Here is a 21,339-nt window from a genome sequence, read left to right as displayed (position 1 = left end):
GGTGATGTCCGACGACACGCTCCCCCTCTTTCCCGGCGACCCGGCCGCGGAACCCGCGCCCCCTGCCGTGCCCGGCGACCGTTCGTCGCCAGCCGCGACCGGGGACGTTGCGCACGCTCCCCTCGCTCAGCGGATGCGTCCCCGCACCCTGGACGAGATCGCCGGTCAGCCGAATCTGGTCGGCCCCGACGGCACCCTGCGCAGGCTGCTGCACCCGGGCCCGCTTCCCAGCCTGATCCTCCACGGTCCGCCCGGCAGCGGCAAGACGACGCTCGCCTACGTCCTGGCGCGCGAGACCGACGCGGTGTTCGTCCCCTTCAGCGCCGTCAGCGAGGGGGTGCCGCGGCTGCGTGAGATCGTGAAGGCCGCGGAGCAGCACCGCAAAGCGGGGCGGCGCACGATCCTCTTCGTCGACGAGATCCATCGCCTGAACAAAGGGCAGCAGGACTTCCTGCTGCCTTACGTGGAGTCGGGGCTGCTCACCCTGATCGGAGCGACCACCGAGCACCCCGCCTTCGAGGTCAACGCCGCGCTTCTCTCCCGGGCGAGGGTGATCGTCCTCGAACCGCTCGACGACGAGTCCCTGCGTACCCTCCTACGGCGGGCACTCGAGGACCCGGAGCGCGGCCTCGGCCAGCTCGATCTGGAACTGGAGGCGGACGCCGAGCGTGCCATCATCGACGCCGCGGGCGGCGACGCCCGCCAGGCGCTGAATGTTCTGGAGATCGCCGCACAGCTGGTGGGGGAGGGCGGTAGGGTCACGCTGGAGCAGGTGCGGGAGGCCCTGCAGGTGCCGATTTCGAAGTACGATACGACCACCGCCTTCCAGATGCTGTCCGCCTTCCACAAGTCGCTGCGGGCTAGCCAGGCTTCGGCGGCACTGTACTGGGCGGCGCGCATGATCCGGTCGGGTGAGGATCCCCTGGTTCTCTTCCGCCGGCTGGTCGCGGCGGCGTACGAGGACGTGGGCCTCGCCGATCCGCGTGCGGGGATGGTGGCCACGCAGGCGATGATTGCCTTCGAGCGGCTCGGGCTGCCTGAAGGCCTTCTGCCGCTTTCCAACGCCATCGTGTACGTGGCGAGCGCGCCCAAGTCGAACCGTGCCTACGTTGCCATGAACGCGGCGATGGAGGCCGCGGAGGCAACCGCCAATGCCCCGGTGCCTCTGCACCTGCGCAACGCCTCCACCTGGCTGATGAAGGAGTGGGGCTACCACGAGGGCTACAAGTACGCGCACGACTACGAGGGCGGTTACGTGGAGATGCGCTGCCTTCCCGAAGAGGTCACGCAAGGTGACTTCTACCAGCCCGGGGAGCTCGGCTACGAGCAGGAGATCGCCGAGCGGATGCGCGAGCGAGGGCAACTCGACCGGTGACTGCACCCGATGGAGTCGGTGCCTTGTTGCGCGCCGACGCGCGACGGCTGGCTGCACTGGTTTTGCGCCCCACGGCGGCGTTCTGGGTGGGCGTCTGCCTCCCGGCCGCTCTCCTGGTGGCCGGGGTGGTGGCAGTCGGCTCGGTGAGCTCCCTCGAGCTTTCGTCGATCGAAGGGGGTGTGACGTTCGGTGTGCTCATCTCCGGGGCGGTCGCCTTCCTCGCCTATCCCGTTCTCTTCCGCGGCAGCGATGACGCCTTTGTGCGCCGGCTGGGTGTTGCCCCTGGCGCACTGTTCCGGGAGCGTGCACTCCGGCTGCTGGGTTGGGTGCTGGCGATCGGGTTCCTCGCGGGATGTGCTCACGCGGCGGGCGGTGTGGAGTACCGCAAGCTTCTCCGGCTGGGGATACCGGTGGTACTCACGAGCTGGGGCGCGGCATTGCTGGCCACCTCCGCGGCCGCGCATTCCATGGCCGGCCGGCCCCCCGGTAGTACGGGTACAGGGCGGGGATGCCTGACTATCGGGATGTGGGACCGCGAGGTGGCAGGCGCGGCGCCGCTGGTCTATGCGCCGGTGCCGGCCCTCGCGGCGGGCGCGCTCGTGGGTGGGGTGGTCGCGGGAGTGGATGCGGGGGCCGCATGGGTGATCTCGGCGATCGGTGCGGTCGCGGTATCGGCCGCGGTGCTCGCGCGCCGGCTGTATGAGCGGGCGCTCCCCCGCTTCGCTCCGCAGGCACTGGAGATGAGCTTCGCGCCACCGCCGGTAGGCGAGGGGAACGAGCTCAGACGCCGTCGGGGCCTGGCGCGCGTGCTTCCCCGTCGCGCGGCGGCGGTGTGGGCGCGTGACGGTGTGGTTGCATCCCGCCGCTACGCCTGGGCGACGCGGGTCGTCTGGCCGGTGGTGGCCTTCTCTTTGGTGGCGCTGGCGCGCTGGGGGGAGTCTCCGGGCCCCCGTGGGTGGGTGGTGTCGGCCGCCGTGGCGGTGCTCGTCCTCCAGGGTGCGGCCGCGATTGGCCTCGGACGTCTGGAGCGCCGCGGACCCCGCTGGATCGATCGCATGGTGGGTTTCTCGATTGCTGCGCGGTTCGTCGGCCGGTGGGCGTGGGGGTGGGGGATTTCCCTGTGGATGACGATCCCGCTCGCCCTGGCGTGGACCTGGTGGTCGGGGATGGGGCGAGGGTGGATCTGGGTGGTAGCGGCGGGAGGGACTTCCGCGCTCGCCGCCGCCGCGTCCGTGGGGGCAGCGGGGCGGAGGTGAGGGTGGATCGGGCGCAGGGGTCTCCGAGGCTCGAGGTGCGGGGCCTGGTGAAGGGCTATCGAAAGCGGATTGTTCTGCGCAGGGTCGACCTGGTCGTCGCGGCGGGCGAGGCTGTGGCCGTCATAGGCCGCAATGGTGCCGGGAAGTCCACCCTGCTGGGTTGTGTCACCGGCGATCGGCTCCCTGACGCCGGGGAGGTCCGCGTCTGCGGCGTCGACCCGTTCTCGGATCCGGTGCGGGCGGCGGAGTGTATGGGATTCGTTCCCGAGCAGCCGTTTCTGTACGGGGAGCTGACCGTCGGGGAGATCCTGGATTTCGTTGCTGACGCTCGAGGTCTCCCGCGTAATGAGGCGCGCCGAGAGGGGGAGCGGCTCCTTTCCCTACTGGGAATGGCGCAGGCGGAGTCGCTGGTCTGTCGGGAGCTGTCGCAGGGAATGGGGCGGAAGGTGGCGCTGACCATCGCGCTGCTGCACAGGCCGCAGCTCATCGTGCTGGACGAGGCGTTCAACGGGCTCGACCAGGCTTCGACGGAGCGGTTGACGGAGGAGCTCGACGCGCGACGCTCCGCGGGAGCCGCGCTCCTGATGTCGAGCCACGATCTTGGCTTCCTGGCCCGGCACTGTCAGCGCGGCCTGCTCCTTGCCCCCGAAGGGGCTGCCAAGCCGCTCGAAGGGGAAGCGTGGCAGCGCTGGACCTCCTCACCCGCTCTCGAGGTCTCCTGATTGGCCCTGCGTGGCGGGGGAGAACTGAACCGATGCATCTATGAGCTTGCGGAATTACTTGCGTCCTCTCCTGGTGACACTCGTCCCCGGGCTGCTGGGGGCATGCGCGGGATCGGTCTTTCACCAGCCGGAAGTCACACTCCAGTCAGTGCAGGTGGGTGGTCTGGGGATCCGGGGAGGGACCCTGCTGGTCAACGTGCAGGTCATCAATCCGAACCGCTTTTCCCTGGGCGCCGACGAGCTCAATTACCAGCTCTCGGTCAGCGATCCGGCTGCGACGCCTGGGGACACGACGTGGATCGACTTCGCCACCGGAACCTACGCCCAGGGTTTTACCGTAGGGGCACGGGACACGGCGGAGGTCCAGATCCCGGTCGAGTTCAGCTACTCTGCTCTGGGGGCGGCGAGCCAGTCGCTCATGCGCGCCGGCACCTTCACCTATCGTGCGACCGGAACCGTGAACGTACGCACACCCCTGGGTGGACGGGCGGTGCCGTTCCGCAAGAGCGGCACGGTGTCCCTGCTGGGGTCGCAATAATCCCGCTGCCAAGCAACGGCCCCCGGCACCGGAGTACAGGAGTGATATGGTAGGTCGGCGTGATCTGATAGAGCTCGAGGAGCCCCGAGAGAAGGCAGTGCTTGTCGGCGCTCCCTTGAAGACGGTGCCTCCGCGCCTGGCAGAAGAGCACCTGCAGGAGCTGGAGCGCCTGGTTGATACCGCTGGTGCCGAGGTCGTGGGTAAGCTGCTGCAGCGGCTGGACTCCCCGCATCCGAAGTACTTTCTCGGTGAGGGAAAGGCGGAGGAGCTGCGCGACCTGGTGAAGGAGGTCGGGGGCACGCTGGTGATCTTCGACGAGGAGCTCACCCCCGCTCAGGGAAAGAACCTCGAGGATCTGCTGGGCACCCGGGTGATGGACCGCGCCGAGGTGATTCTCGACATCTTCGCAACCCGGGCGCGTACCGCGGAGGCGAAGCTCCAGGTAGAGCTCGCCCAGCTACAGTACATGCTGCCGCGCCTCACCCGGATGTGGGCGCACCTCTCGCGCGTACGGGGTGGTATTGGCATGCGAGGCCCCGGTGAGACCCAGCTCGAGACCGACCGGCGTATGATCAATCATCGGATCAGCCGCCTGAGGGAGGAGCTCGAGCGGGTGGGGCGTCGCCGTGAGACCCAGCGCAAGGGCCGGGAGGCGATCTTCAAGGCGGCGCTGGTGGGATACACGAACGCAGGCAAGTCGTCGCTCCTGCGCTCGCTCTCCGGGACCGACGCCTTCGTCGAGGACCGTCTCTTCGCCACCCTCGACGCGGCTACCCGCCTGGTCGATCTGGGTGACGGGTACGAAGCGCTCGTCACCGACACGGTTGGCTTCATCCGCAAGCTGCCGCACCACCTGGTGGCCTCCTTCCGAGCCACCCTGGAGGAGACCCTCAACGCCGACCTGCTTCTGCACGTGATCGACATCTCCCACCCGGGATGGGAGGAGCAGAAGGAAGTCGTGGACGAGGTACTCGAGGACCTCGGGCTGTCGCACCGCCCGCAGGTGCTGGTCTTCAACAAGGTCGACCGCTTGACCCACGCGGAGGAAGAGGTCTGGCGACAGCGTGCCGCCGCGCTGTTCACTCGCCCGTCCGTGTTCGTGACCAGCATGGAAGAGGGAGGCGTCGAACCGCTGCGGGACCTGCTGCGCGACCGGGTTCGCGGCCGCAATCGCGAGGTGGAGATCCTGCTGCCGGTTACCAGCGGAGGCATGCTCGCGGAGATCTATCGGGAGGGTGAGGTTCTCGGCCGGGAGGTCGAGGGGAACGGGATCAGCCTGCGCGCTCGCCTCCCGGAAGCGGTCCTCGGGCGCCTCCGCCAGCACCCGGGGGTGAAGATCCACGACGGTGCGTGAGGCCCTCGATCACCTCGCCATCCTCGGAGCGGGACGGGCCGGGCTCGCGCTGGGTCTCGCCCTGGCGGGCGTCGGCGCCGCCCGCCGGCTGACCGTCATCGGTCGATCACCTTCCACCCCCGAGCACCCGCTCCTCGAGCCGTCCGGCTCCTTCGCCTCCTCCGTCGCGTACCGCGCAAGTTACGAAGCACTCGCCGCAAATCCTCCATCAACCCTGATCCTCGCGGTTCCAGACTCCGCGCTGGGGGAGGTCGCCGCGTCGCTCGCCTCTCTACCACTCCCTGCTGGAACCGTCTGTCTGCACCTCAGCGGCGCGATGGGGGCCGAGGTTCTCAGGCCACTGGCGGAGCACGGGTGTCACGTCGGGTCGCTACACCCCCTCGTCGCCCTCCCCGACGCCGGGGCAGCCGCCCGACTGCATGGCGCCTGGTACGCGGTCGAGGGCGACACGGAGGCGGTCGCCGCCGCGCAGCGACTGGCCGAGCACCTCGACGGGAAGGTTCTCGCCGTTCCGCAGGGAGCGAAGGCTCTATACCATGCTGCCGCGGTGGCTGCGTCCAACTTCGTGGTGACACTCCTGAGCGTGTCCGAGCGCTGGATGAGCGAGGCGGGAATTCCGCGCGAGGAGGCGCGCTTCGCCCTGTGCGCGCTGGCGAGCGGCGCAGTGGATAATGTGGCCCGACTGGGGCCCGTCGACGCGCTGACGGGTCCGGTCGTGCGGGGAGACGCGAGCACCGTGCGGGCGCATCTCTCGCAGTTGTCGCCTTCCGACGCGCACTTATATTCGGTGCTCGCCCTTGCGACGCTGGAAATCGCCGGCCAGCGCGGCCTCGACGAGGAGGCCGCGCAGGTCGTGGCGCAACTGCTCCGAGCGAAAGCGTGAGACTCTACGTCAACATCGATCACGTCGCCACCGTGCGGCAGGCTCGCCGCACGGACGAGCCCGATCCGGCGCGAGCGGCCGTGCTCGCCGAGCTGGGCGGGGCGGATGGCATCACGGTTCATCTGCGTGAGGACCGTCGCCACATCCAGGATCGCGATGTCGACCTCCTTGTCCGAACCATCCGCACACCCCTGAACCTGGAGCTGGCCGCCGTCTCGGATGTCGTGGAGCTGGCGGTGGGTTGGAGGCCTTACCAGGCCACGCTGGTCCCCGAGCGACGGGAGGAGGTCACCACCGAAGGGGGGCTGATGCTCGCCACCGAGCAGGCGAGGCGGGACATCGGCCGGGCTGTGGAACGCCTGCGCGGGGCGGGGATCCGCACGTCCCTCTTCATCGATCCGGAGGAGGACGCGATTCGTGCTTCCGCCGACCTGGGCGTCGAGGCCATCGAGCTTCATACGGGCGAGTACGCCAACACCGGTGGGGAGAAGAGAGCCGAGCAGCTCCGGAGGCTCGCACGCGCGGCCGCGCTCGGTCGATCGCTGGGCCTCGCGGTGCACGCCGGTCACGGGCTTACCTATCTCAACGTCGGGCCGATCGCCGCGATCCAGGAGGTCGAGGAGCTCAACATCGGCCACTCCATCGTGAGCCATGCGATCTTCGTGGGATTGGAGCGTGCGGTGCGCGAAATGGCGGAGGTGATGCGCCGCGCGCGGGGCGGGATCTGAAGATGTCGGACCAGCTCGACCGATACTTCGCGTTGGAGGCGGCCGACTACCTGGACCAGTTGGAGGCGCAGCTCTCGGCGGGCGGATCACCGCATCTCTCCCTGCTGCTCCGTCTGGCGGGCGGCGTGCGCGGCAGCGCGCAGATGGCCGGCGCCGAGAGCGTTGGCGCACTGGCGGAGCGCCTGGAAGAGGCGTTGCGCTCGGTGGAGGCGGCGCAGGTCTCGTGGAGCGAGGAGATCCGCGAGCTCTCCTTGCGCACGGTGCGTGACCTGAAGCTCCTCGTGCGCGCCTCGGAGCGCTGGGGCGAGATCGACGACGAGCGCATTCGTGCCGCTATCGCCCGCTGGGATCGGGTCGAACACTCCGAAGAGCCGAGCGCGTCGGAGCCCGTGGATGTCGGAGGAAGCCGCGCAGTGTCTCTGGTGGAAGCAGCCCCGGTAGAGCCGGTCGAGATCGAGGCTCTCTTCTACGACGACGAGGGCCCCCACGTCCTGACGCCCGATCACGAGGCCGAGATGAGTCACCCCACCGCAGCGGCATTGCAGGAACCCGTACCGATCGAAACCCTGTTAATGGATCGGCAAGGGGCGCTGCGGGAGGCGCTCGCCATGCGCGACGAGATCGAGCGGGCCGTGCGCGAGGTGCCCGGCGCCGAGGTGGAGCTGGCGGGAAGTCTCCGTGAGCTCTTCGATCTGCTGGAGGTCGCGGCAGCGGGGGGCGCCCCGGAGGAATGAGGTCCCACCTCAAAACCCTGATCGGCGTCACCCTGAGCGTCCTGCTGCTGCTCTGGGTGCTGCGCGATGTGTCCCTCGCCGAAGTGCGCCACGAGCTCTCCCGAGCCAATCTTCCACTGCTCACACTGGCCGTCTCACTCACCCTGGTCGGATTCGCCATACGGGCGGTTCGCTGGGGAGTCCTGCTGCGTCCACTCCAGCAGCGGTTGCCCTTCCGGCCTCGCTACGCCGCGGTGATGATCGGATTCGCGGCCAACAATCTCCTGCCGGCACGGGTGGGCGAATTCGCGCGAGCACTCACATTGTCGCGGCTCACGCCGGTGAGCGTCGCCGGGTCGCTCGCGACCCTTCTGGTCGAGCGGATCCTGGACGGGCTCATCCTGGTCGGCCTGCTCTTCGCGGCGATGGCGGCGCCCTCTTTTCCCGTGGCGAGTACGATCGCCGGAGTCGACCCGCGCGCCGCGGCGCGGGTGGTCGGCGTCGCGATGAGCCTGGCGGCGGTGGCGCTGCTGTTGCTGGTCGTTGCTCCGGCGCGCGTCGTTCGCCTGATCGAAGCGGTCATGCTCCGCATCCTGCCGCGACCGCTCGGCCTGGCCGTGGTTCGCGGCCTGGAGGCCTTCCTCCAGGGCCTCACGGTACTGCGGGAGGTGCGGCTGCTGGTCATTTCCGTGGTCCTGGCTCTGGGTCAGTGGCTGGCTACCGCGCTGTCCTATCTGCTGGCGTTCCGCTCGTTCGGGATCGGTGAAGTGTCCTTTTCCGGAGCGGTGTTCCTCCAGTCTCTCATCTCCCTCGCGGTGTCCATTCCTTCCTCGCCGGGGTTCTTCGGGCCTTTCGAGGCGGCGGCTCGGGTGGGCCTGGCACTGTGGGAGGTGGCGCCGCAGAAGGCGGTCTCCTTTGCCGTTGGCTACCACATAGCCGGCTTCATACCGGTGACCCTGATCGGGATCTACTACGTGTGGCGCCTGGGACTGGGCTGGCGCACGGTGCGCAGGAGCGAGGAGACCGTGGAACAGGCCACGGACAGCTCGTCGGCGGCGTCGCGAGCGGAGGGGACCGCGTGAGCGTCGTGCGGATCAACGCCCCGGCCAAGGTGAATCTCTGGCTGCACATCCTGGCGCGGGAAGACTCCGGCTATCATTCGCTCGAGACCCTCTTCTGCGCCATCGACCTGGCGGACGAGCTGACCATCGCCCGCGGCGGCCGGGGGATCACCCTGCAAGTGGAGGGCGGCATCGAGACGGGTCCGCCGACGGACAACCTGGTGGTGCGGGCGGCGCGCCGCTTTCTAGACGAAGTGGGTCGCCCGGACGAGGGGCTTTCCATCGAGCTGCACAAGAGAATTCCGGCCGCGGCGGGTCTGGGTGGTGGAAGCTCAGACGCCGCGGCCACGCTGCGCGCCCTCAACCGGCTCTTCGGGGGGCCGCTGGCCGAGGAAGTGCTCCTGCAGATCGCCATAGAGCTGGGGAGCGATGTGCCGTTTTTCCTCTGCGGGTCGCCCCTCGCGCTGGGTTGGAGTCGCGGGGAGCGGCTGTTCGCGCTACCGCCGCTGCCCGCCGCTTCGGTGCTGGTAGCGCACCCGCGAGAGCCCATGTCGACCGCGGGCGCCTTCCAGCGGATCGCGCAGCTCCGTGGGGGTGCGTATCGGCCGCGCGCCTCCCTCGTGCGGCTCGCCGAACTGGGCGGATGGGAGGGAGTTGCGGCGCGGGCGCACAACGATTTCGAGGATGTGGTGTGCGAGCGCTTGCCGCGGCTGAGGGAGGGGCTGGAGATCCTGCGTCGGTCGGGCGCGCGCATCGCGCTGCTGGCGGGGAGCGGAGCCTCGATCTTCGCGGTATTCGACCACCGGAGTCCGCCCCTCTCGGCCGCCCCCGAGCTGCACGCGAAGGGCTTCACGGTGTGGCTAGCGGCTACTCTGACGGCGCTCCCCGAACCCGCGTTGCAGCCGCGGTAGTCGGGTTGACCCTGTTGTCTGATGCGGGTTAGCTTTAAGGTCTGCTCCCCCCTGGTGTAATGGCAGCACACGGGTCTTTGGAACCCATAGTGGAGGTTCGAATCCTCCGGGGGGAACTCCTTCTCATTCCTTCATCTATGGCACTTCGCCTAATCCGCGTGGTTCTGGTTTCGGTTCTGGTTTCTCCCTACTTTCGGGCCCTCAGCGTGACCCGGAGCGTGGTCTCCGGATCGGCTTTCTGGTAGTGCTGAAGCAGCGTCGCCGGATGCCACTGACCGGCCTCCGCCACATCGACCAGTGGCTCACCCTTGCGATCGGATCCCCACTTCCGCCGCAGGGCGTGGAAGCCGCCGAGGCGGATTTCTTCGTCCTCACCGATCAGGTGACCGCGACGGAGCTCGTCAGTGGCGAGCCGCTCCGCTCGGTGCAGCAGGTCGAGGGCGTGCTGGACCTGCCAGTGCCCTTTGGCCCGCGGCGCCCGGAACAGGTAGGTCTCGCCGATCGCTGCTGAGCGGCGCAGCAGCAGCGCCGCGGCCTTCCTGGAGCGCGGGGTCAGGGGCACCCATGCGCCCTTGCCTTTCTTGTCGGTCTCGCTCCGCTTCCGAATCCGCCCGTAAGGCCACACAACGCCGGGGGCGGGCTCGAAGGGCTTGAGGTCTAGATCCGAGGCTCGCAGCTGGCACCACGCAGAAAGACGCCAGCCGTGCTCGTGGACCAGGATGAGCAGCGGTCGCAGTAGCTTCTGGCGATCAACGCGGTCGGAGTAGCGGAGCACCGCGGCGAAATCCCTCGGCGACGCGACGGGCACATGGGGATCCCGGCTGCGGAGCCGCTTGACCTTCGCGATCGGATTAAACCGGAGTAGTGGCTCCCCGCTTGGCGTCCGCTTCGTCAGCGCCCAATCGAGCACCCCGCGGAGGAACACGATCTCGTGCCCGATGGTCGTGTCACCCACACCCTGCTCCCGGCGCCAGTCGGCGTAGGCTTCGACCGTGTCGGGATCGATCGAGAGCGCCGGCCGCGACGGATCCCGAAGGAACCGCTGCCACAGCTTCATCCGGTACCGATCCCGGTAGGCCTGATCAGGCTTCTTCCTGGAGGTCTTTGCCGACTCGTAGGCGGAGAACAGGGCAGTGATCGAGATCTCGTCGCTCTTCTCGGCGGCCAGCTGCCCGGCCAGCTTCAGCCCCGCCAATTGGTCGCACTCCCTCCGTGCCTGGAGCTCGTCTTCGTGATCCAGGCAGCGCCACACGTAGTCGCCCCGGCCATCCCGCAGCGAGCCGTCCCACCAGCGGAGCCACAGCCCGGGTCGGTCCGAGCGCCTCACGAGGCTGACGGTGTATCCACGCCCCTTCTTGCGGTACAGGACCTCCAGCCTTCCCATGGTCATCTCCTGTTCGAGGGTCTGACCGCCGTCCTGGCGATCTCCTCAAAGGATGATCGCCTTCGGCCACGCCCGCGAGGCAGTTGGTTGCGGGGAACCAGGATTCTGCCGGGCGTTCCGACGTTGGTCGCCCGCCCCTCCCGAACTGCGCGCCGCACTGTCTCCGCGTCACAGATGCCCTAGGCTTCCGCCTGGCGCGGAGTAATGGGCTCGGTGGCCGCGGCACGTAGAGCGTCCTCAAGCTCCTGCGCTGCTCGGCGGTACGCCTCCGCCGCCGCCGCCGCAAACGGCTCCAGTGTCTCGGCGAGTTCTCGCCAGCGATCCAGCAGGTCCGAAGCAACCATCGATCAGACCGCCTCTTCCATAAGGTCCATCTGGGACCCGGTCAGGGTCACCTTCCTGCCGATCGAATCGCTGCTGAAGACGCCCGTCTCGGACGCAGGCCCGTACAGTTCCCAGATCGATCGGAAGTCCTCGAAGTCGTGGGGGACGAGCATGATCCCGCCTTCGCCGTCCGGGGCGAGGTGCTCGAGTTCGTGGTGCACCAGTCGCTGACGGTCCGCGTCCGTCAGGCATACCCAGTCCAGGAAGCCGAGAGTGATGACCGCGTCGAATGCCACGCCTTCCCCCTGAGCGGCGAACTCGGTCAGGAAGCGGGTCTTGCCCGGTAGCTTGGCAGCCGTGCCGAGGCGCCCGCGCCGAAGGACGGGCGAGAGCTTCTTCTCGAAGATCACCGCGATTGCGAACCCATTCAGGTCGGGCCGATACCGCTCCCGGATGAAGCGGGCGATCAGCTCAGCCTCTTCGAGCACAAGGTAGGCTCTGCCTTCCGGCCAGTAGCCGAGTCGGAGCCGGTCCGAGTCCGACAGGTAAGTACCAGCGAGGCGCTCGAGCTCCTCGGAGTCATCGAGTGCAGCCTCCAGGCGCGCCACCATCTCCTTGTCCAGCGCATCCAGCTTCATCAGCTGCTTGCGGATGTTCGCGACGGCCTCTCGCGCGTCGCGCTCCTCCGGTCGCAGGATCCGCGAAGAGCGGATCCGAGGGCCATGCTTCGGGTGATCGATCGCTAACTCGGCCATTCAGCTCTCGTGGGGCTCCTGTTCTCGTGAATTCCTGCTCGCCGTCTACCTCATCGTGGGCTCGTGCGCCTCGCCCGCCGCGATCCTGCACCGGCGATCGGCATTGCTCACGCCAGCAACCCTGCTATCGCCTTGCGGGCGCTCCCCGCGTCCTTGAACCGAATGGACACCTGCACGAGCCATCCGCCGTCTACCTCTTCCAGCCGGATGTAGTCGCCAGAGCCGACCTCCGGCAGATCCGTTTTCTTCGCCGCCGTCGCAGCGGGCATGACGTCCCCTGCTTGTTTCGGTTCGTCCGTTCGGCGCGGGGCGAGCCCTTTGACCTGACCCCGTGCCTTCGCTCGTAGGTAGTCGGATTGCCGCGCGGTGAGTGCGATTCCGGTTGCCTCCCGCACGGCCCGGCGAATGTCGGTAGACTTCGCATCCGGGTTGCGCTGTACCTCCGCGTCGATCGCCGCCGTTATCCTGGCGCGCAGGTCGGCATTAATTGCGCGCATGTCGACTTCGTCTCCGACTCTCCTCCTGCTCACCTTCGGTGCGGGCATTGGTTTTTCCTTGGGTGGTTTGGGCTTGGACTCAGGCTTCGGGTCCGGCTCCCGATCCCGCAGCCGCTCGCTGAGCAGCTGATCCCACTCCTGCCGGTACTTCTTGCGCGGCGGCATCTTCGCCGGAACCTCGGGGGGCCGGAGGTCAACCACGCCGCTCACCGGCACCCGCCGGGGCTTCTCCCTCTCCTGGATTTCAAGGGCGACACGCAGGAGCTCGGCGGCCTCGCTCGCCTCCATGCGCGGGTATTCCTCCGCGATTGCATTCCGCAGCTCGTTTTCGGTGGCGTTCCACCGCTCAGCGAGGATTATCCGAGCCCGTGTGCGGAGTCGACATGCCTTACGCCTTTCTGCTGCGCGGGCTCGCTCGGCGGCCAGGTCAACGGTGAGGCTCACGCCGTCCTCCCGAGCTTCAACGCCAGCGCACAGTGATCGCAGGTGCTCCCGCCGAAGAGCTGGCCCATCTCCGAGATCTTCCGGCCGCACCCCTGGTCGCAGAGCAGGGCAACGGGGCAGCGGAACAGCCTCGCCACACCGACCGCCTCCGGGGCATCCTCTTCCTCCCATCGGTCGAGACGCAGCTCCCGGCGGAAGGTGGCGAGCTCCTGATCCCACTTCCGCTCGGATCCTCGCGGTGGGACGACGTCGCGCGAGATCCGGCAGATCAGCACATCGTCCAGCCGCTGCATTGCCACGCACGCTCCGTGGGCGAGGACTCGCCAGGCAAACCGGGGAGCGATCTTGGCCGCTTCCGCCTCCAGCTTCGCTCGAAGCTCAGGCAGGGGACCGCTCCAGCGGTGATGCGCGGGAGCGCGCTCGAAGGCGGGGTGGAGGGACGAGGCGACCATAAAAACTCAGAACGGCAGATCGTCCTCGTCGCCCCAGCCCGCACTGGATGCGGCGTACCGGGCTTCTTCCTCCTGGTAGACCTCCTCCAAGAGTTGGCGGGCGACAGCCTTAGACTCTGCGCTGAAATCCTTCCCGAGCATCCACTCGAGAAAGTCCGGGTCATCCTTCGCCGGCCGGCCACGGTTCTTGCCGAAGTTCAGCAGGATGACCCCATCCTCCCGCCGCCTGAACTTCCCGTCCCGATCGACCTCACCTTCCGGAACGGACAGCTCAGCGAGCACCTTCGCGTCGAGTGGCAGACTGAAGGCGCGGCACATCCCCTCCAGGATGTCGGCGAGGACGTCCGTGTCCGCGTCGGCGGCGTGCGCGCCCTCCAGGTCCCGATCCGCGAAGCGCTTGGCGGCGCCGGCGAGGTTCCGCCCCTCGTACCGACACCAGATCTGGTAGAGGTCGATCTCGAGCACATCGAGCGAGCCATCTTCCTTCCGGGGCAGGCCCGGCTCGCCAGCGCGCCGGAGCTCCGCGTCCAGGAGGAGGGTGTCGTACCGCCGGATGTTGTAGCCGCAGAGCACAAGGGGCTGGACCAGGTCGATCAGTCGCTGGATGCGCGGGGCGTAGTGATTGAAGCCGGGCAGGTCCGCCACGTCTGCGTCGGTGATTCCGTGGATCTCGGACACCTCGGGCGGGATCGGCACACCGGGGTTCACGCGCTCCGTCCAGGGCTCCGCTAGGTGCAGCGGGGCGACAAAGGCGAACTCGACGATGCGGTCGTTGGCGGTGTCGAGGCCGGTACCTTCGAGATCGAAGAAGATCATGGGACCGATGCGTTCGGGTGTTGTGTGCTCAGGCGACCTCTGCGAGCTGTGGCTCGACTTCCGCCTCCTCCGTGGATCCGCCGCGTACGACACTGCATCCCCGGGCCGGGTCGAACTCGACCGTGACCACGTGATCGACCTGGTGCTGAGACTCGGGGATGTGCGAAATAAGGAGGATTTGCTCGAAAATCCCTCGCAGCCGGCGGAACAGCGCGAGCGCATTCGCGCGCCGCACGTCGTCGAGCGATCCGAAGACCTCGTCGAGGATGAGGAGGGACAGCGGGTGACCAGCGCGCTCAGCGATCATCTGAGACGTGGCCAGCCGCATCGCGACCGCGACCACATCTTCCTCGCCGCCGCTGATCACCTCGACCGGCACGCCGTCGCGGTGCAGGGTGCAGGAGAAGTCCTCCGAGATGGTGACTGCCTCGTACCGGCCATCGGTGAGGAGTGACACGAAGCCGGTTACGAGCTCCTCCATCTCCGGCCGGATGGCGCTCGCCACGGCCACCCGGAAGTCCGCGAGGCGGTCCGCCGCCGTGCTTGCCACACGTAGATGCTCCTCAAGCTCCGTCAGCTGACGAGCACGGGCGTCGTAGGCCTCCAGGGCACGCACCGCCCGGACGTGACGGTCCTCTGCGGCGGCTACGGCTCCCTCAGCGTGTGCCAACTCGATCGCAGCGGCCTGACGCTGCGCCTCGGCCTCCTGGTGCGCGCGACGGGCGGCTTCGTGCGCCTCGGGATCGTAGCCGAGCGCCGACAGCGCATCGTTCGCCTCCGCAAACCGGTGCGCCGCCTGCCCGTTCTTCTCCAGCCACTGGTGGCGCTCGCTCTCCAACTCCTGCCGCTGCGCCGCGAGTGCGCGATCAGCTGCGACCTCCTGCGCCACCTTCTCCAGCCGCGAGATCTCCACCTCGATCTCAGCCAGCAAGTCGGCGTCGAATTCCGCAGCCGGTAGAGCCTCAAGCCGCGCCTTCAGACGGCTGAGAGACTCCTCCGTCGCCCGGATCCGGGCGCAGGCCAGATTCAGAGCACTGGCGGCGGAAGCGGACTGCTCGCGGAGCCTCTCGTGCTCCCGGAGCTCCGCGTCGAGCTGCTCGATCTGGCGAGCGATCACGGCCTCTGCCTCAGAGGGGCGGGCAGTCTCCTGTGCGGTGCGGGTGGCCTCGGAATGCGCAGCCGTGAGCGAGGCGATCTCTTGCTGGATGGCGGAGACGACGGCGCCGAACTGCTCACCAAGGGCCCGGGAGCAGGTGGGGCAGCACCCCGCCTCACCGGCGTCCTGGATCGCCTTGAGCTTGCGTTCCTCCCGGCTGCGCGCTGCCTCCAGGTTCCGGGCGTTGGCCTCCGCTGCAGCCCGGATCTCGCGACGCTTGTTCGCGAGCGCAGAGCCTTCGGCCATCAACTGCTCGCGCTGCGCCTTCGCGGCTGCGTGTGCGGCAGCGTCGTATGCCGCACCCTTCCCCTCCAGTTCGACCGCCTTCTCGCGAAGCCGCCCGAGATCGGCTTTCGCGCGCTGGATCTCTTCGGTCACCGAGGCCCGCTCGCCCGACGTCGCACGAAGCGACAGCAGCTCGTCACGCTCTTTCCGCAGATCGGCGAGTCGATCGAGCTCCGCCGCTCGGGTCTCGGCTCGGTTGCCTGCTTCTGTAGCCGCCTGGATACGGGCGGACAGCGTTCCGATCTCCGCGGATGTTCTGGCAAGCTCCTTCTCCGCTTCCTCGATCTCGCGCCTGCGCTGCGCTGCAGCTGCCTCCAGCTCGCGGTGCACCTGCAGCGCTTCCTCAGCCGTGGCCAGAGCGTCCCGAGCGGCCTCCAGCGCCTCTGCGGCCGACTGCCGGGCCTTTTGCGCATGTGTGATCGCGATCTCGGCCTCCGAAACATCAGCGGCGAGGGGGGCTCGCTCGCCGAGGCCGGCAGCGAGGCCATCGCGCTCTCGCGCGAGATCCGCCTTCTCTCGGCGGGCGGCTGCAAGCGCCTGGTCCACGCGGCTCACGCCCATCACCTCGCGGAAGAATGCCTGCCGCTCGGTCGCCCCCATCGTGGCGAGCCGCATCAGGTCCTTCTGCGCGGTCAGGTGGCTGGAGGCGAACTCCTTCCATCCCATACCGAGCAGCTTCGGGATGTAGCCGTTCACCGCGCTGGTGCCATCGGCGATGATGACGCCTGCACCGACCTCCAGACGGGCGTTCGTCTCGGTCCGGGTGACCGTGTACGTCTTCCCCTCGAGGTCGAACGTGAGGGTGACCTCCGCCACGCGACGCGCGGGCGCGCGATCCCAGCGGATCGTGTCCTTGGTGCCGCGAATCGCCTCAGCACCGTACAGGGCGAACGCGATCGCCTCGATCACCGTGCTCTTCCCGGATCCGTTCTGGCCGAGAATGCCGGTGATCCCGTCGCCGAAGTGGATCTCGGAGTCGGCGTGCTGCCGGAAATTCCGGAGATGGATGCGCTTGATCTTCACGCAGGCACCTCCTGCGGAAGATCAAAACCGAGGTAGCGGAACGCGGCGCTGCGCACCGGCGGCTCGTCATCGGCGAACCACGCCGCAGCCTCGTCCGCCAGGGAGCGATTCGGCCGCTCGCGGCGATCTATGAACTCGCGCGTGTCGCGGTCAGCCCAGCGGATGTCGAGGTGGAAGTGGACGTGCCGCTCACGGAGCTCGCGCACGGCCGCCCAGTCGATGAGGTCACGCTCGGACCGAGGGAAAGCATCAACCCGGAAGCGGAACAACGCGTCTCGATCCAGCGTGGGGTGACCCGCCTGGACCATCTGTGCGAGACAGCGGTTCACTTCCTCCGCGCCGACGCCAGGCGGAAGATCGAAGTCGCCGAGATCGCACTGCAGCATGCGGCGGGTCGGGATCTCGACGAATCGAGCCAACTGAAGGTCCGTGTCGAAAACCACGAACCCCTTCGGGAGGTGCTCATCCCAGATGTTCGAGCTCGTGCGCTCGATCGACCCGCTGTAGAACGCGAACGCACCTTCGCGGCGAAGATCGTAGATTTGCTCGAGGGATTCGCTCTCCGGGTCGCCGATCCACATCCACTGCGGCTCGTGGGCGGAGAGCACCCGGAACTCGTGGAAGTCCCCGCACGCGACGATGTCGAAGCCCTCCGCGGCGGCGACGTCATACGCCGCCGCTCCCCCGTACATCGGCGGGAGCGCGTGCGGGGCGAGCGAGGACCGCACCGCTGCGTGGATGAGGAGGATGTTGATGTCGGCAGCCGGGTTCGGCTCGACCAGGAAGGAGCGCTCCTCCTGCATCGCGACAAACGGAAGGCATGCGACGGAGACCCGCTCACCGGTCCGCCCCACGGTGAGGTCGAGGCGGCAGGGCTCCGTAATGATCCGGGCATCCCGCTCGGCGACCAGGTTGGGTGTGAGCGTCTCGACCGTGCGCGGCGACTCGTGATTCCCGCCGATCACAATGATGGCGGCGGGGCTCTCCTCCGCGATGCGCTGGATACCGTCCTGCCACGCCTTCACGGCGTGCATGGAGGGGCGGACCGAATGAAAAACGTCGCCCGCGATCGTGACGATGTCCGGCCGCTCGAGGATGATCTTCTCCACCGCGGCCGCCCAGGCGGTCTCGACGTCCACCTCGCGCTGGTTCCGACCATCGACGACTCGGCCAGCGCCGCGAAAGCCAAGATGCAAGTCGGAGAGTGCGACGCCTTTCACTGGTCGCCTCCATCCGCGATCGCGGCCAGCGCGGCGTTCAGTGCCTGGAAGTCTTCGACGGTTTCGGGAGTCCGTCCACCGATCTTCTCAAGCAGGCGAGGCGAGGCCGGGTCGATGTCGAGGACGCGACAGCCCTCGACGTATTTGTCCCGCTCCGCCCTGGCCTCGGGGGAGAGCTGCGGCTTGCGACGGGGCTGCAGCTCCTGAGTCGGCAGCGGCTCCGCTCCCTCTGCTCTGGCGGCCGCCGGCTCGCCGGAGCCGGTGCGGGCAGCCTGCGGTTCTCCAGCGGCAGGCAGAGCCGCCCGGGCCTGTTGCTGGTCATCGTGCAGGACCTCGAAGTCGGCCTCGATCGCGTTCTCCAGCTTCCGGAGCTCGGCCTCGACCGGCGCGAGGGTGACCGCGAATGCCTTGACAGCGGCGCGGCGGAGCGAACGGCTGCGCGCGGTCTTGGCGGGTTCGGCGTTCCCGACCGGATCCGCGTCGTATTCCTTCCCCTGAGCGGTTTTCCCCTTTGGCTTGTTGCCCGCCCAGTTGCACTCACGGACGACCTCGATCCAGTCCGAGGCGTTCGCCTCGCCCCGGCGGATCGCCGCCAGTGGGGCCGCCTCGCTGTACCGGTAGATGACGGTCTCGTAGACGTGTGTGGCCCATTCCGGCGGGGCGAAGTGGCTGCGGCGTTGCGCAAGGTCGCGCGCTTCTCTCCGCAGCCGAATGGCGTCATCCTGGTCGCCATCCGCAGCCGCTTCGTCCGCCAGTCGGCGAAGCTCTTCGATGTGCGACAGCGAAAGGTTGAACTGCTCGTACCGGATGAAGCGCTCCTGACCGGCGATCTTCTCCGCCCAGTAGTCCGCATTGAGGTACGGCCGGTCTCCAAGGATGTAGAGATGGAGCGCGGGGTTGGCGCCGGTGATCGCGCAGAGCTGCGCGATGGCGTACCGGGTGCCAGACGGGAGCTCCTCTCCCTTCACCAGCGAGTAGCCGGACCCCCAGCTCATGTTCTCCAGCTGCTTGGCGATTCCGCGGGTGAGCTTCGCCTTCTCGACCGCTAACGCCCCCTGCTGCCGGATCAGCTGAAGCTGTTGTCGCCCTTCCTCCGTCACATCCTCGTTGTCGGTGCGCGCGAGCGCTGTGCTGCTATTCGCCATTTTCAGTTCCGCTGCATGAATGAATTCGGAATTCGGCTCAGCCGATCGCGATCACTCGGCGCGTCCGCGTCACCGGCCCACCTCCGCGTAGGAGGCGAGCGCTTGCCTCCACTCCCGCGCGGTCCACACGCCGCGGTAGCCGCGGAGGCGGTCGAGGATCATAGCAACGCGTGCGAACAGCATTGCCCGCCGAAGGTGTCCGCTCTCCGCCATCGCCATCGCCGCGTTGGTCACAGCGGCGCGCGCATCGACGATGCGGGCGGCAACGGTCAGCCTGATCCGGCTCCGCATGTTGATTCGTCCTCTGCTCGGCATTACATTCTTCGTCGTTCGGGTTTCACCCCGGGACTCGTCACCCCGGGTTCGCCGACCGTGTTCGCAGCGCGGTCGGCTTTCTTTTTGGTGCGTCAGTCTCTCGGGACGGGCCTCCAACCCGGCCGCACCGACCGCCTTAGCGGCGGCAGGAAGAGCGAGCGGGCGGCCCACACCGCTCCGGCGGCGAAGGCGACGACGAGGCCCCCGATCAGCCACGCGGCCATGAAGCCCCTCCCCGGGCCATCCTCGCCCGCTCGATGTCGCTGATCCCTTCCTGGTGCTCCCATCTCTCCCGCTCCTTGTCGGCCGCCCGTTGGTCGATACGTCCCACCTGGTAGCCCCAGCTCCAACCGATGATGGCCGCCAGGAGAGCGAAGATCAGCGGTACCGCTATCGGATCGAGAAAAGCCCACACGTGCTCCATTGGAGTTCGCTCCTGTGGAGGTGGTCATTCGGTTCCGGGCAATCACCTGATCGCCTCCGCGGCCACGAGCCGCCGCAGCGTCCCAATCACGCGGGGCGCGAACGCGTGGATGATCCGCACCGCCTCCAACGCCGCACGCGGATCGTGCGGACCCTCCTCATCCTCCGCTTCCTCTGGGGGCCAGATCTGATCGATCACCTCCCGCAACCAGAGCCACAGCTTGAGGGCGCGCTTGCGGTCAATGCCAAGCCTCCTCATGAGCAGGAAGGCCGCGGCGAGCCGGGAGAGTGGGTTCGACGGATCGCCGTTCATCGCGCGGGAAATCCCGGTGGGGCTCACGCCCGGGAACGCAGCGGCCTTCATGCGCTTGTGACTCACGCCTTCGAATGCCGCCATGAGCTCGAGTGCCGCCTCGTCGCGGAGGATGTCAGCCAGCCTCGCCGCGTCTCGTGCGCTCAGCTCACCCGCCCTTTTCCGCCGCAAAAAATCACAGGTCTTTTGCGCGACATTTGGCAGAGGCGCGCCTATCGTGATAGCGGTGGTCATACGTGGGCTGCGTCTGGAATCCGGGAGCGACCATGGAGCAGGTCGAAGTGATCCTTGGCCCGATCCTGCGGGAGCTCGGAGCCGCACGGATTCGCCGGCACGAGCACGTTCAGCGGGGACGTCCTCGCCGTCTGAATGGTCCAGGACGCCGCAGCAATCCGAGAGAAGTGCAGAACGCCGGCGCTGATCTTCATCGAGGAGGCCTGCGGCCGAGCCCAGAGCTCCACGCCGGACCCCGTCGCGGGAACGCGGATGCAGGCCTGCGAAAGCGCCTCGACGCTCCCCAGACGAGCTCGGGAATTGGAGGCGTAGATCGTCATCCGATGCGGGGTCGAGTTGCGGATCAGGACCGTGATCACATCGCCGCCTGCCGGCCTGGGCTCGATGCCTGGGGGCATGGGAGAACACGCGATCGTGAGCGCGAGCATGGCCAGCGCTCCCGCCAGCATTCGGCGCACGGCGATCCGGGTCTCGGCCGCCTTCCCTCGCGCGAAGGCCGGGGAGCAGCTGAAACAGACGGCGTCGGTGACGCCCTCGGCGTGACAGGTGGTCTGCGCCGCCGAGCTGCATCGATCACAGCGGATCTGTCCGGTGGCGATCAGCCGGGCGGCCTCGTCGGGGCGCTCGGAGAGCGCCGCTCGCTCGCGTGGGGTGAGGTATCGCAGAGGCATGGTTTCGTTCGGGTTCAGGTTCGAACTGCGGGAAAATCGCGGGCGTTCGTCAGGCGCCCGGCGGTGGATGCCTACGAGGCGGTGGCGTGCTGGACGCGCTTCTGGATCCACTCGTTGAGATCACTTCTGCGGAATCGCAGCGCGCGCCCGATCTTCACCTTCGGGATTTCGCCTCGGTGGGCCATGTCTCTGACTGTCTGTTCGGCGAGTTGGAGGTAATCACCGGCTTGCTCCGCGGTCATGAGTGGGTCGTGAATTGCCTTGTAAATGTCCATGTTTCCAGATATCCTGTGGGCACCCGCACATCGTTCGGTATATTCATAACCTTCTTGTGAACTCTT

At 67.9% G+C, this 21,339-nt stretch carries 24 protein-coding genes and 1 tRNA gene; 11 read left to right on the top strand and 14 right to left on the bottom strand.

Annotated features, from left to right (window positions below):
* Positions 1 to 4: 4 nt before the first annotated feature.
* From VF167_03695 to VF167_03645, 11 genes are all read left to right on the top strand, one after another.
* Positions 5 to 1,375, top strand: a complete 1,371-nt coding sequence (locus VF167_03695; protein ID HEX6924500.1) for a replication-associated recombination protein A — start codon at positions 5 to 7, stop codon at positions 1,373 to 1,375.
* Positions 1,372 to 2,631, top strand: coding sequence for a hypothetical protein (locus tag VF167_03690; protein HEX6924499.1), 1,260 nt, complete (start codon positions 1,372 to 1,374; stop codon positions 2,629 to 2,631). Before VF167_03695 ends, VF167_03690 begins: the two co-directional genes overlap by 4 nt.
* Before the next feature lie 2 nt (positions 2,632 to 2,633).
* Positions 2,634 to 3,353 (top strand): ABC transporter ATP-binding protein, encoded by a 720-nt coding sequence (locus tag VF167_03685; protein HEX6924498.1) that lies wholly within the window; start codon positions 2,634 to 2,636, stop codon positions 3,351 to 3,353.
* A 40-nt stretch (positions 3,354 to 3,393) separates the two neighbouring features.
* Positions 3,394 to 3,891: an LEA type 2 family protein gene (locus VF167_03680; protein ID HEX6924497.1), complete on the top strand. Its 498-nt coding sequence runs from the start codon at positions 3,394 to 3,396 to the stop codon at positions 3,889 to 3,891.
* Positions 3,892 to 3,937: 46 nt separating this feature from the next.
* Positions 3,938 to 5,245 (top strand): GTPase HflX, encoded by a 1,308-nt coding sequence (gene hflX / locus VF167_03675; protein HEX6924496.1) that lies wholly within the window; start codon positions 3,938 to 3,940, stop codon positions 5,243 to 5,245.
* Positions 5,238 to 6,128, top strand: coding sequence for a Rossmann-like and DUF2520 domain-containing protein (locus VF167_03670; protein HEX6924495.1), 891 nt, complete (start codon positions 5,238 to 5,240; stop codon positions 6,126 to 6,128). The genes hflX and VF167_03670 overlap by 8 nt, the downstream gene beginning before the upstream one ends.
* On the top strand, positions 6,125 to 6,856 hold the full coding sequence (locus VF167_03665; protein HEX6924494.1) for a pyridoxine 5'-phosphate synthase: 732 nt from the start codon (positions 6,125 to 6,127) through the stop codon (positions 6,854 to 6,856). Before VF167_03670 ends, VF167_03665 begins: the two co-directional genes overlap by 4 nt.
* 2 nt (positions 6,857 to 6,858) lie before the next feature.
* The gene (locus tag VF167_03660) at positions 6,859 to 7,590 is read left to right on the top strand and encodes an Hpt domain-containing protein (GenBank protein ID HEX6924493.1); all 732 of its coding nucleotides are present in this window, start codon (positions 6,859 to 6,861) and stop codon (positions 7,588 to 7,590) included.
* Positions 7,587 to 8,651 carry a lysylphosphatidylglycerol synthase transmembrane domain-containing protein gene (locus VF167_03655; protein ID HEX6924492.1) on the top strand — a complete coding sequence of 355 codons (1,065 nt, stop codon included), beginning with the start codon at positions 7,587 to 7,589 and terminating at the stop codon, positions 8,649 to 8,651. The genes VF167_03660 and VF167_03655 overlap by 4 nt, the downstream gene beginning before the upstream one ends.
* The gene (gene ispE, locus VF167_03650; protein ID HEX6924491.1) at positions 8,648 to 9,541 is read left to right on the top strand and encodes a 4-(cytidine 5'-diphospho)-2-C-methyl-D-erythritol kinase; all 894 of its coding nucleotides are present in this window, start codon (positions 8,648 to 8,650) and stop codon (positions 9,539 to 9,541) included. Before VF167_03655 ends, ispE begins: the two co-directional genes overlap by 4 nt.
* A gap of 45 nt (positions 9,542 to 9,586) precedes the next feature.
* Positions 9,587 to 9,657: transfer RNA gene (locus tag VF167_03645), tRNA-Gln, on the top strand.
* Between the two features lie 71 nt (positions 9,658 to 9,728).
* Here the strand turns inward: VF167_03645 and VF167_03640 are convergent.
* The 14 genes from VF167_03640 to VF167_03575 form a co-directional block, all read right to left on the bottom strand.
* Positions 9,729 to 10,925, bottom strand: coding sequence for a hypothetical protein (locus tag VF167_03640; protein HEX6924490.1), 1,197 nt, complete (start codon positions 10,923 to 10,925; stop codon positions 9,729 to 9,731).
* A 179-nt stretch (positions 10,926 to 11,104) separates the two neighbouring features.
* Positions 11,105 to 11,269, bottom strand: coding sequence for a hypothetical protein (locus VF167_03635; GenBank protein ID HEX6924489.1), 165 nt, complete (start codon positions 11,267 to 11,269; stop codon positions 11,105 to 11,107).
* Positions 11,270 to 11,272: 3 nt separating this feature from the next.
* Positions 11,273 to 12,004 carry a putative metallopeptidase gene (locus VF167_03630; protein ID HEX6924488.1) on the bottom strand — a complete coding sequence of 244 codons (732 nt, stop codon included), beginning with the start codon at positions 12,002 to 12,004 and terminating at the stop codon, positions 11,273 to 11,275.
* Positions 12,005 to 12,111: 107 nt separating this feature from the next.
* Positions 12,112 to 12,945, bottom strand: a complete 834-nt coding sequence (locus VF167_03625) for a hypothetical protein (GenBank protein ID HEX6924487.1) — start codon at positions 12,943 to 12,945, stop codon at positions 12,112 to 12,114.
* Complete coding sequence (locus VF167_03620; GenBank protein HEX6924486.1) at positions 12,942 to 13,397, bottom strand: hypothetical protein; 456 nt, start codon at positions 13,395 to 13,397, stop codon at positions 12,942 to 12,944. The genes VF167_03625 and VF167_03620 overlap by 4 nt, the downstream gene beginning before the upstream one ends.
* 6 nt (positions 13,398 to 13,403) lie before the next feature.
* Positions 13,404 to 14,213, bottom strand: a complete 810-nt coding sequence (locus VF167_03615) for a 3'-5' exonuclease (protein HEX6924485.1) — start codon at positions 14,211 to 14,213, stop codon at positions 13,404 to 13,406.
* A 28-nt stretch (positions 14,214 to 14,241) separates the two neighbouring features.
* Entirely contained in the window at positions 14,242 to 16,677 is a 2,436-nt protein-coding gene (locus VF167_03610) for an SMC family ATPase (GenBank protein ID HEX6924484.1), read from the bottom strand.
* A complete protein-coding gene (locus VF167_03605; GenBank protein HEX6924483.1) occupies positions 16,674 to 17,897 on the bottom strand; it encodes a metallophosphoesterase in 1,224 nt (407 codons plus the stop codon). Before VF167_03605 ends, VF167_03610 begins: the two co-directional genes overlap by 4 nt.
* On the bottom strand, positions 17,894 to 19,042 hold the full coding sequence (locus VF167_03600; protein HEX6924482.1) for a hypothetical protein: 1,149 nt from the start codon (positions 19,040 to 19,042) through the stop codon (positions 17,894 to 17,896). The genes VF167_03605 and VF167_03600 overlap by 4 nt, the downstream gene beginning before the upstream one ends.
* 69 nt (positions 19,043 to 19,111) lie before the next feature.
* Entirely contained in the window at positions 19,112 to 19,333 is a 222-nt protein-coding gene (locus tag VF167_03595) for a hypothetical protein (GenBank protein ID HEX6924481.1), read from the bottom strand.
* Positions 19,334 to 19,565: 232 nt separating this feature from the next.
* Complete coding sequence (locus VF167_03590; protein ID HEX6924480.1) at positions 19,566 to 19,781, bottom strand: hypothetical protein; 216 nt, start codon at positions 19,779 to 19,781, stop codon at positions 19,566 to 19,568.
* A 42-nt stretch (positions 19,782 to 19,823) separates the two neighbouring features.
* Entirely contained in the window at positions 19,824 to 20,264 is a 441-nt protein-coding gene (locus VF167_03585; protein ID HEX6924479.1) for a hypothetical protein, read from the bottom strand.
* Between the two features lie 59 nt (positions 20,265 to 20,323).
* Positions 20,324 to 20,998, bottom strand: coding sequence for a hypothetical protein (locus VF167_03580; protein HEX6924478.1), 675 nt, complete (start codon positions 20,996 to 20,998; stop codon positions 20,324 to 20,326).
* A 71-nt stretch (positions 20,999 to 21,069) separates the two neighbouring features.
* Positions 21,070 to 21,339: helix-turn-helix domain-containing protein (locus tag VF167_03575; protein HEX6924477.1), on the bottom strand; the 270-nt coding region annotated here is incomplete at its 5' end.

Source organism: Longimicrobiaceae bacterium, assembly GCA_036375715.1.
GTDB lineage: Bacteria > Gemmatimonadota > Gemmatimonadetes > Longimicrobiales > Longimicrobiaceae > DASVBS01.
This window is presented reverse-complemented; position numbering and strand designations above follow the sequence as displayed.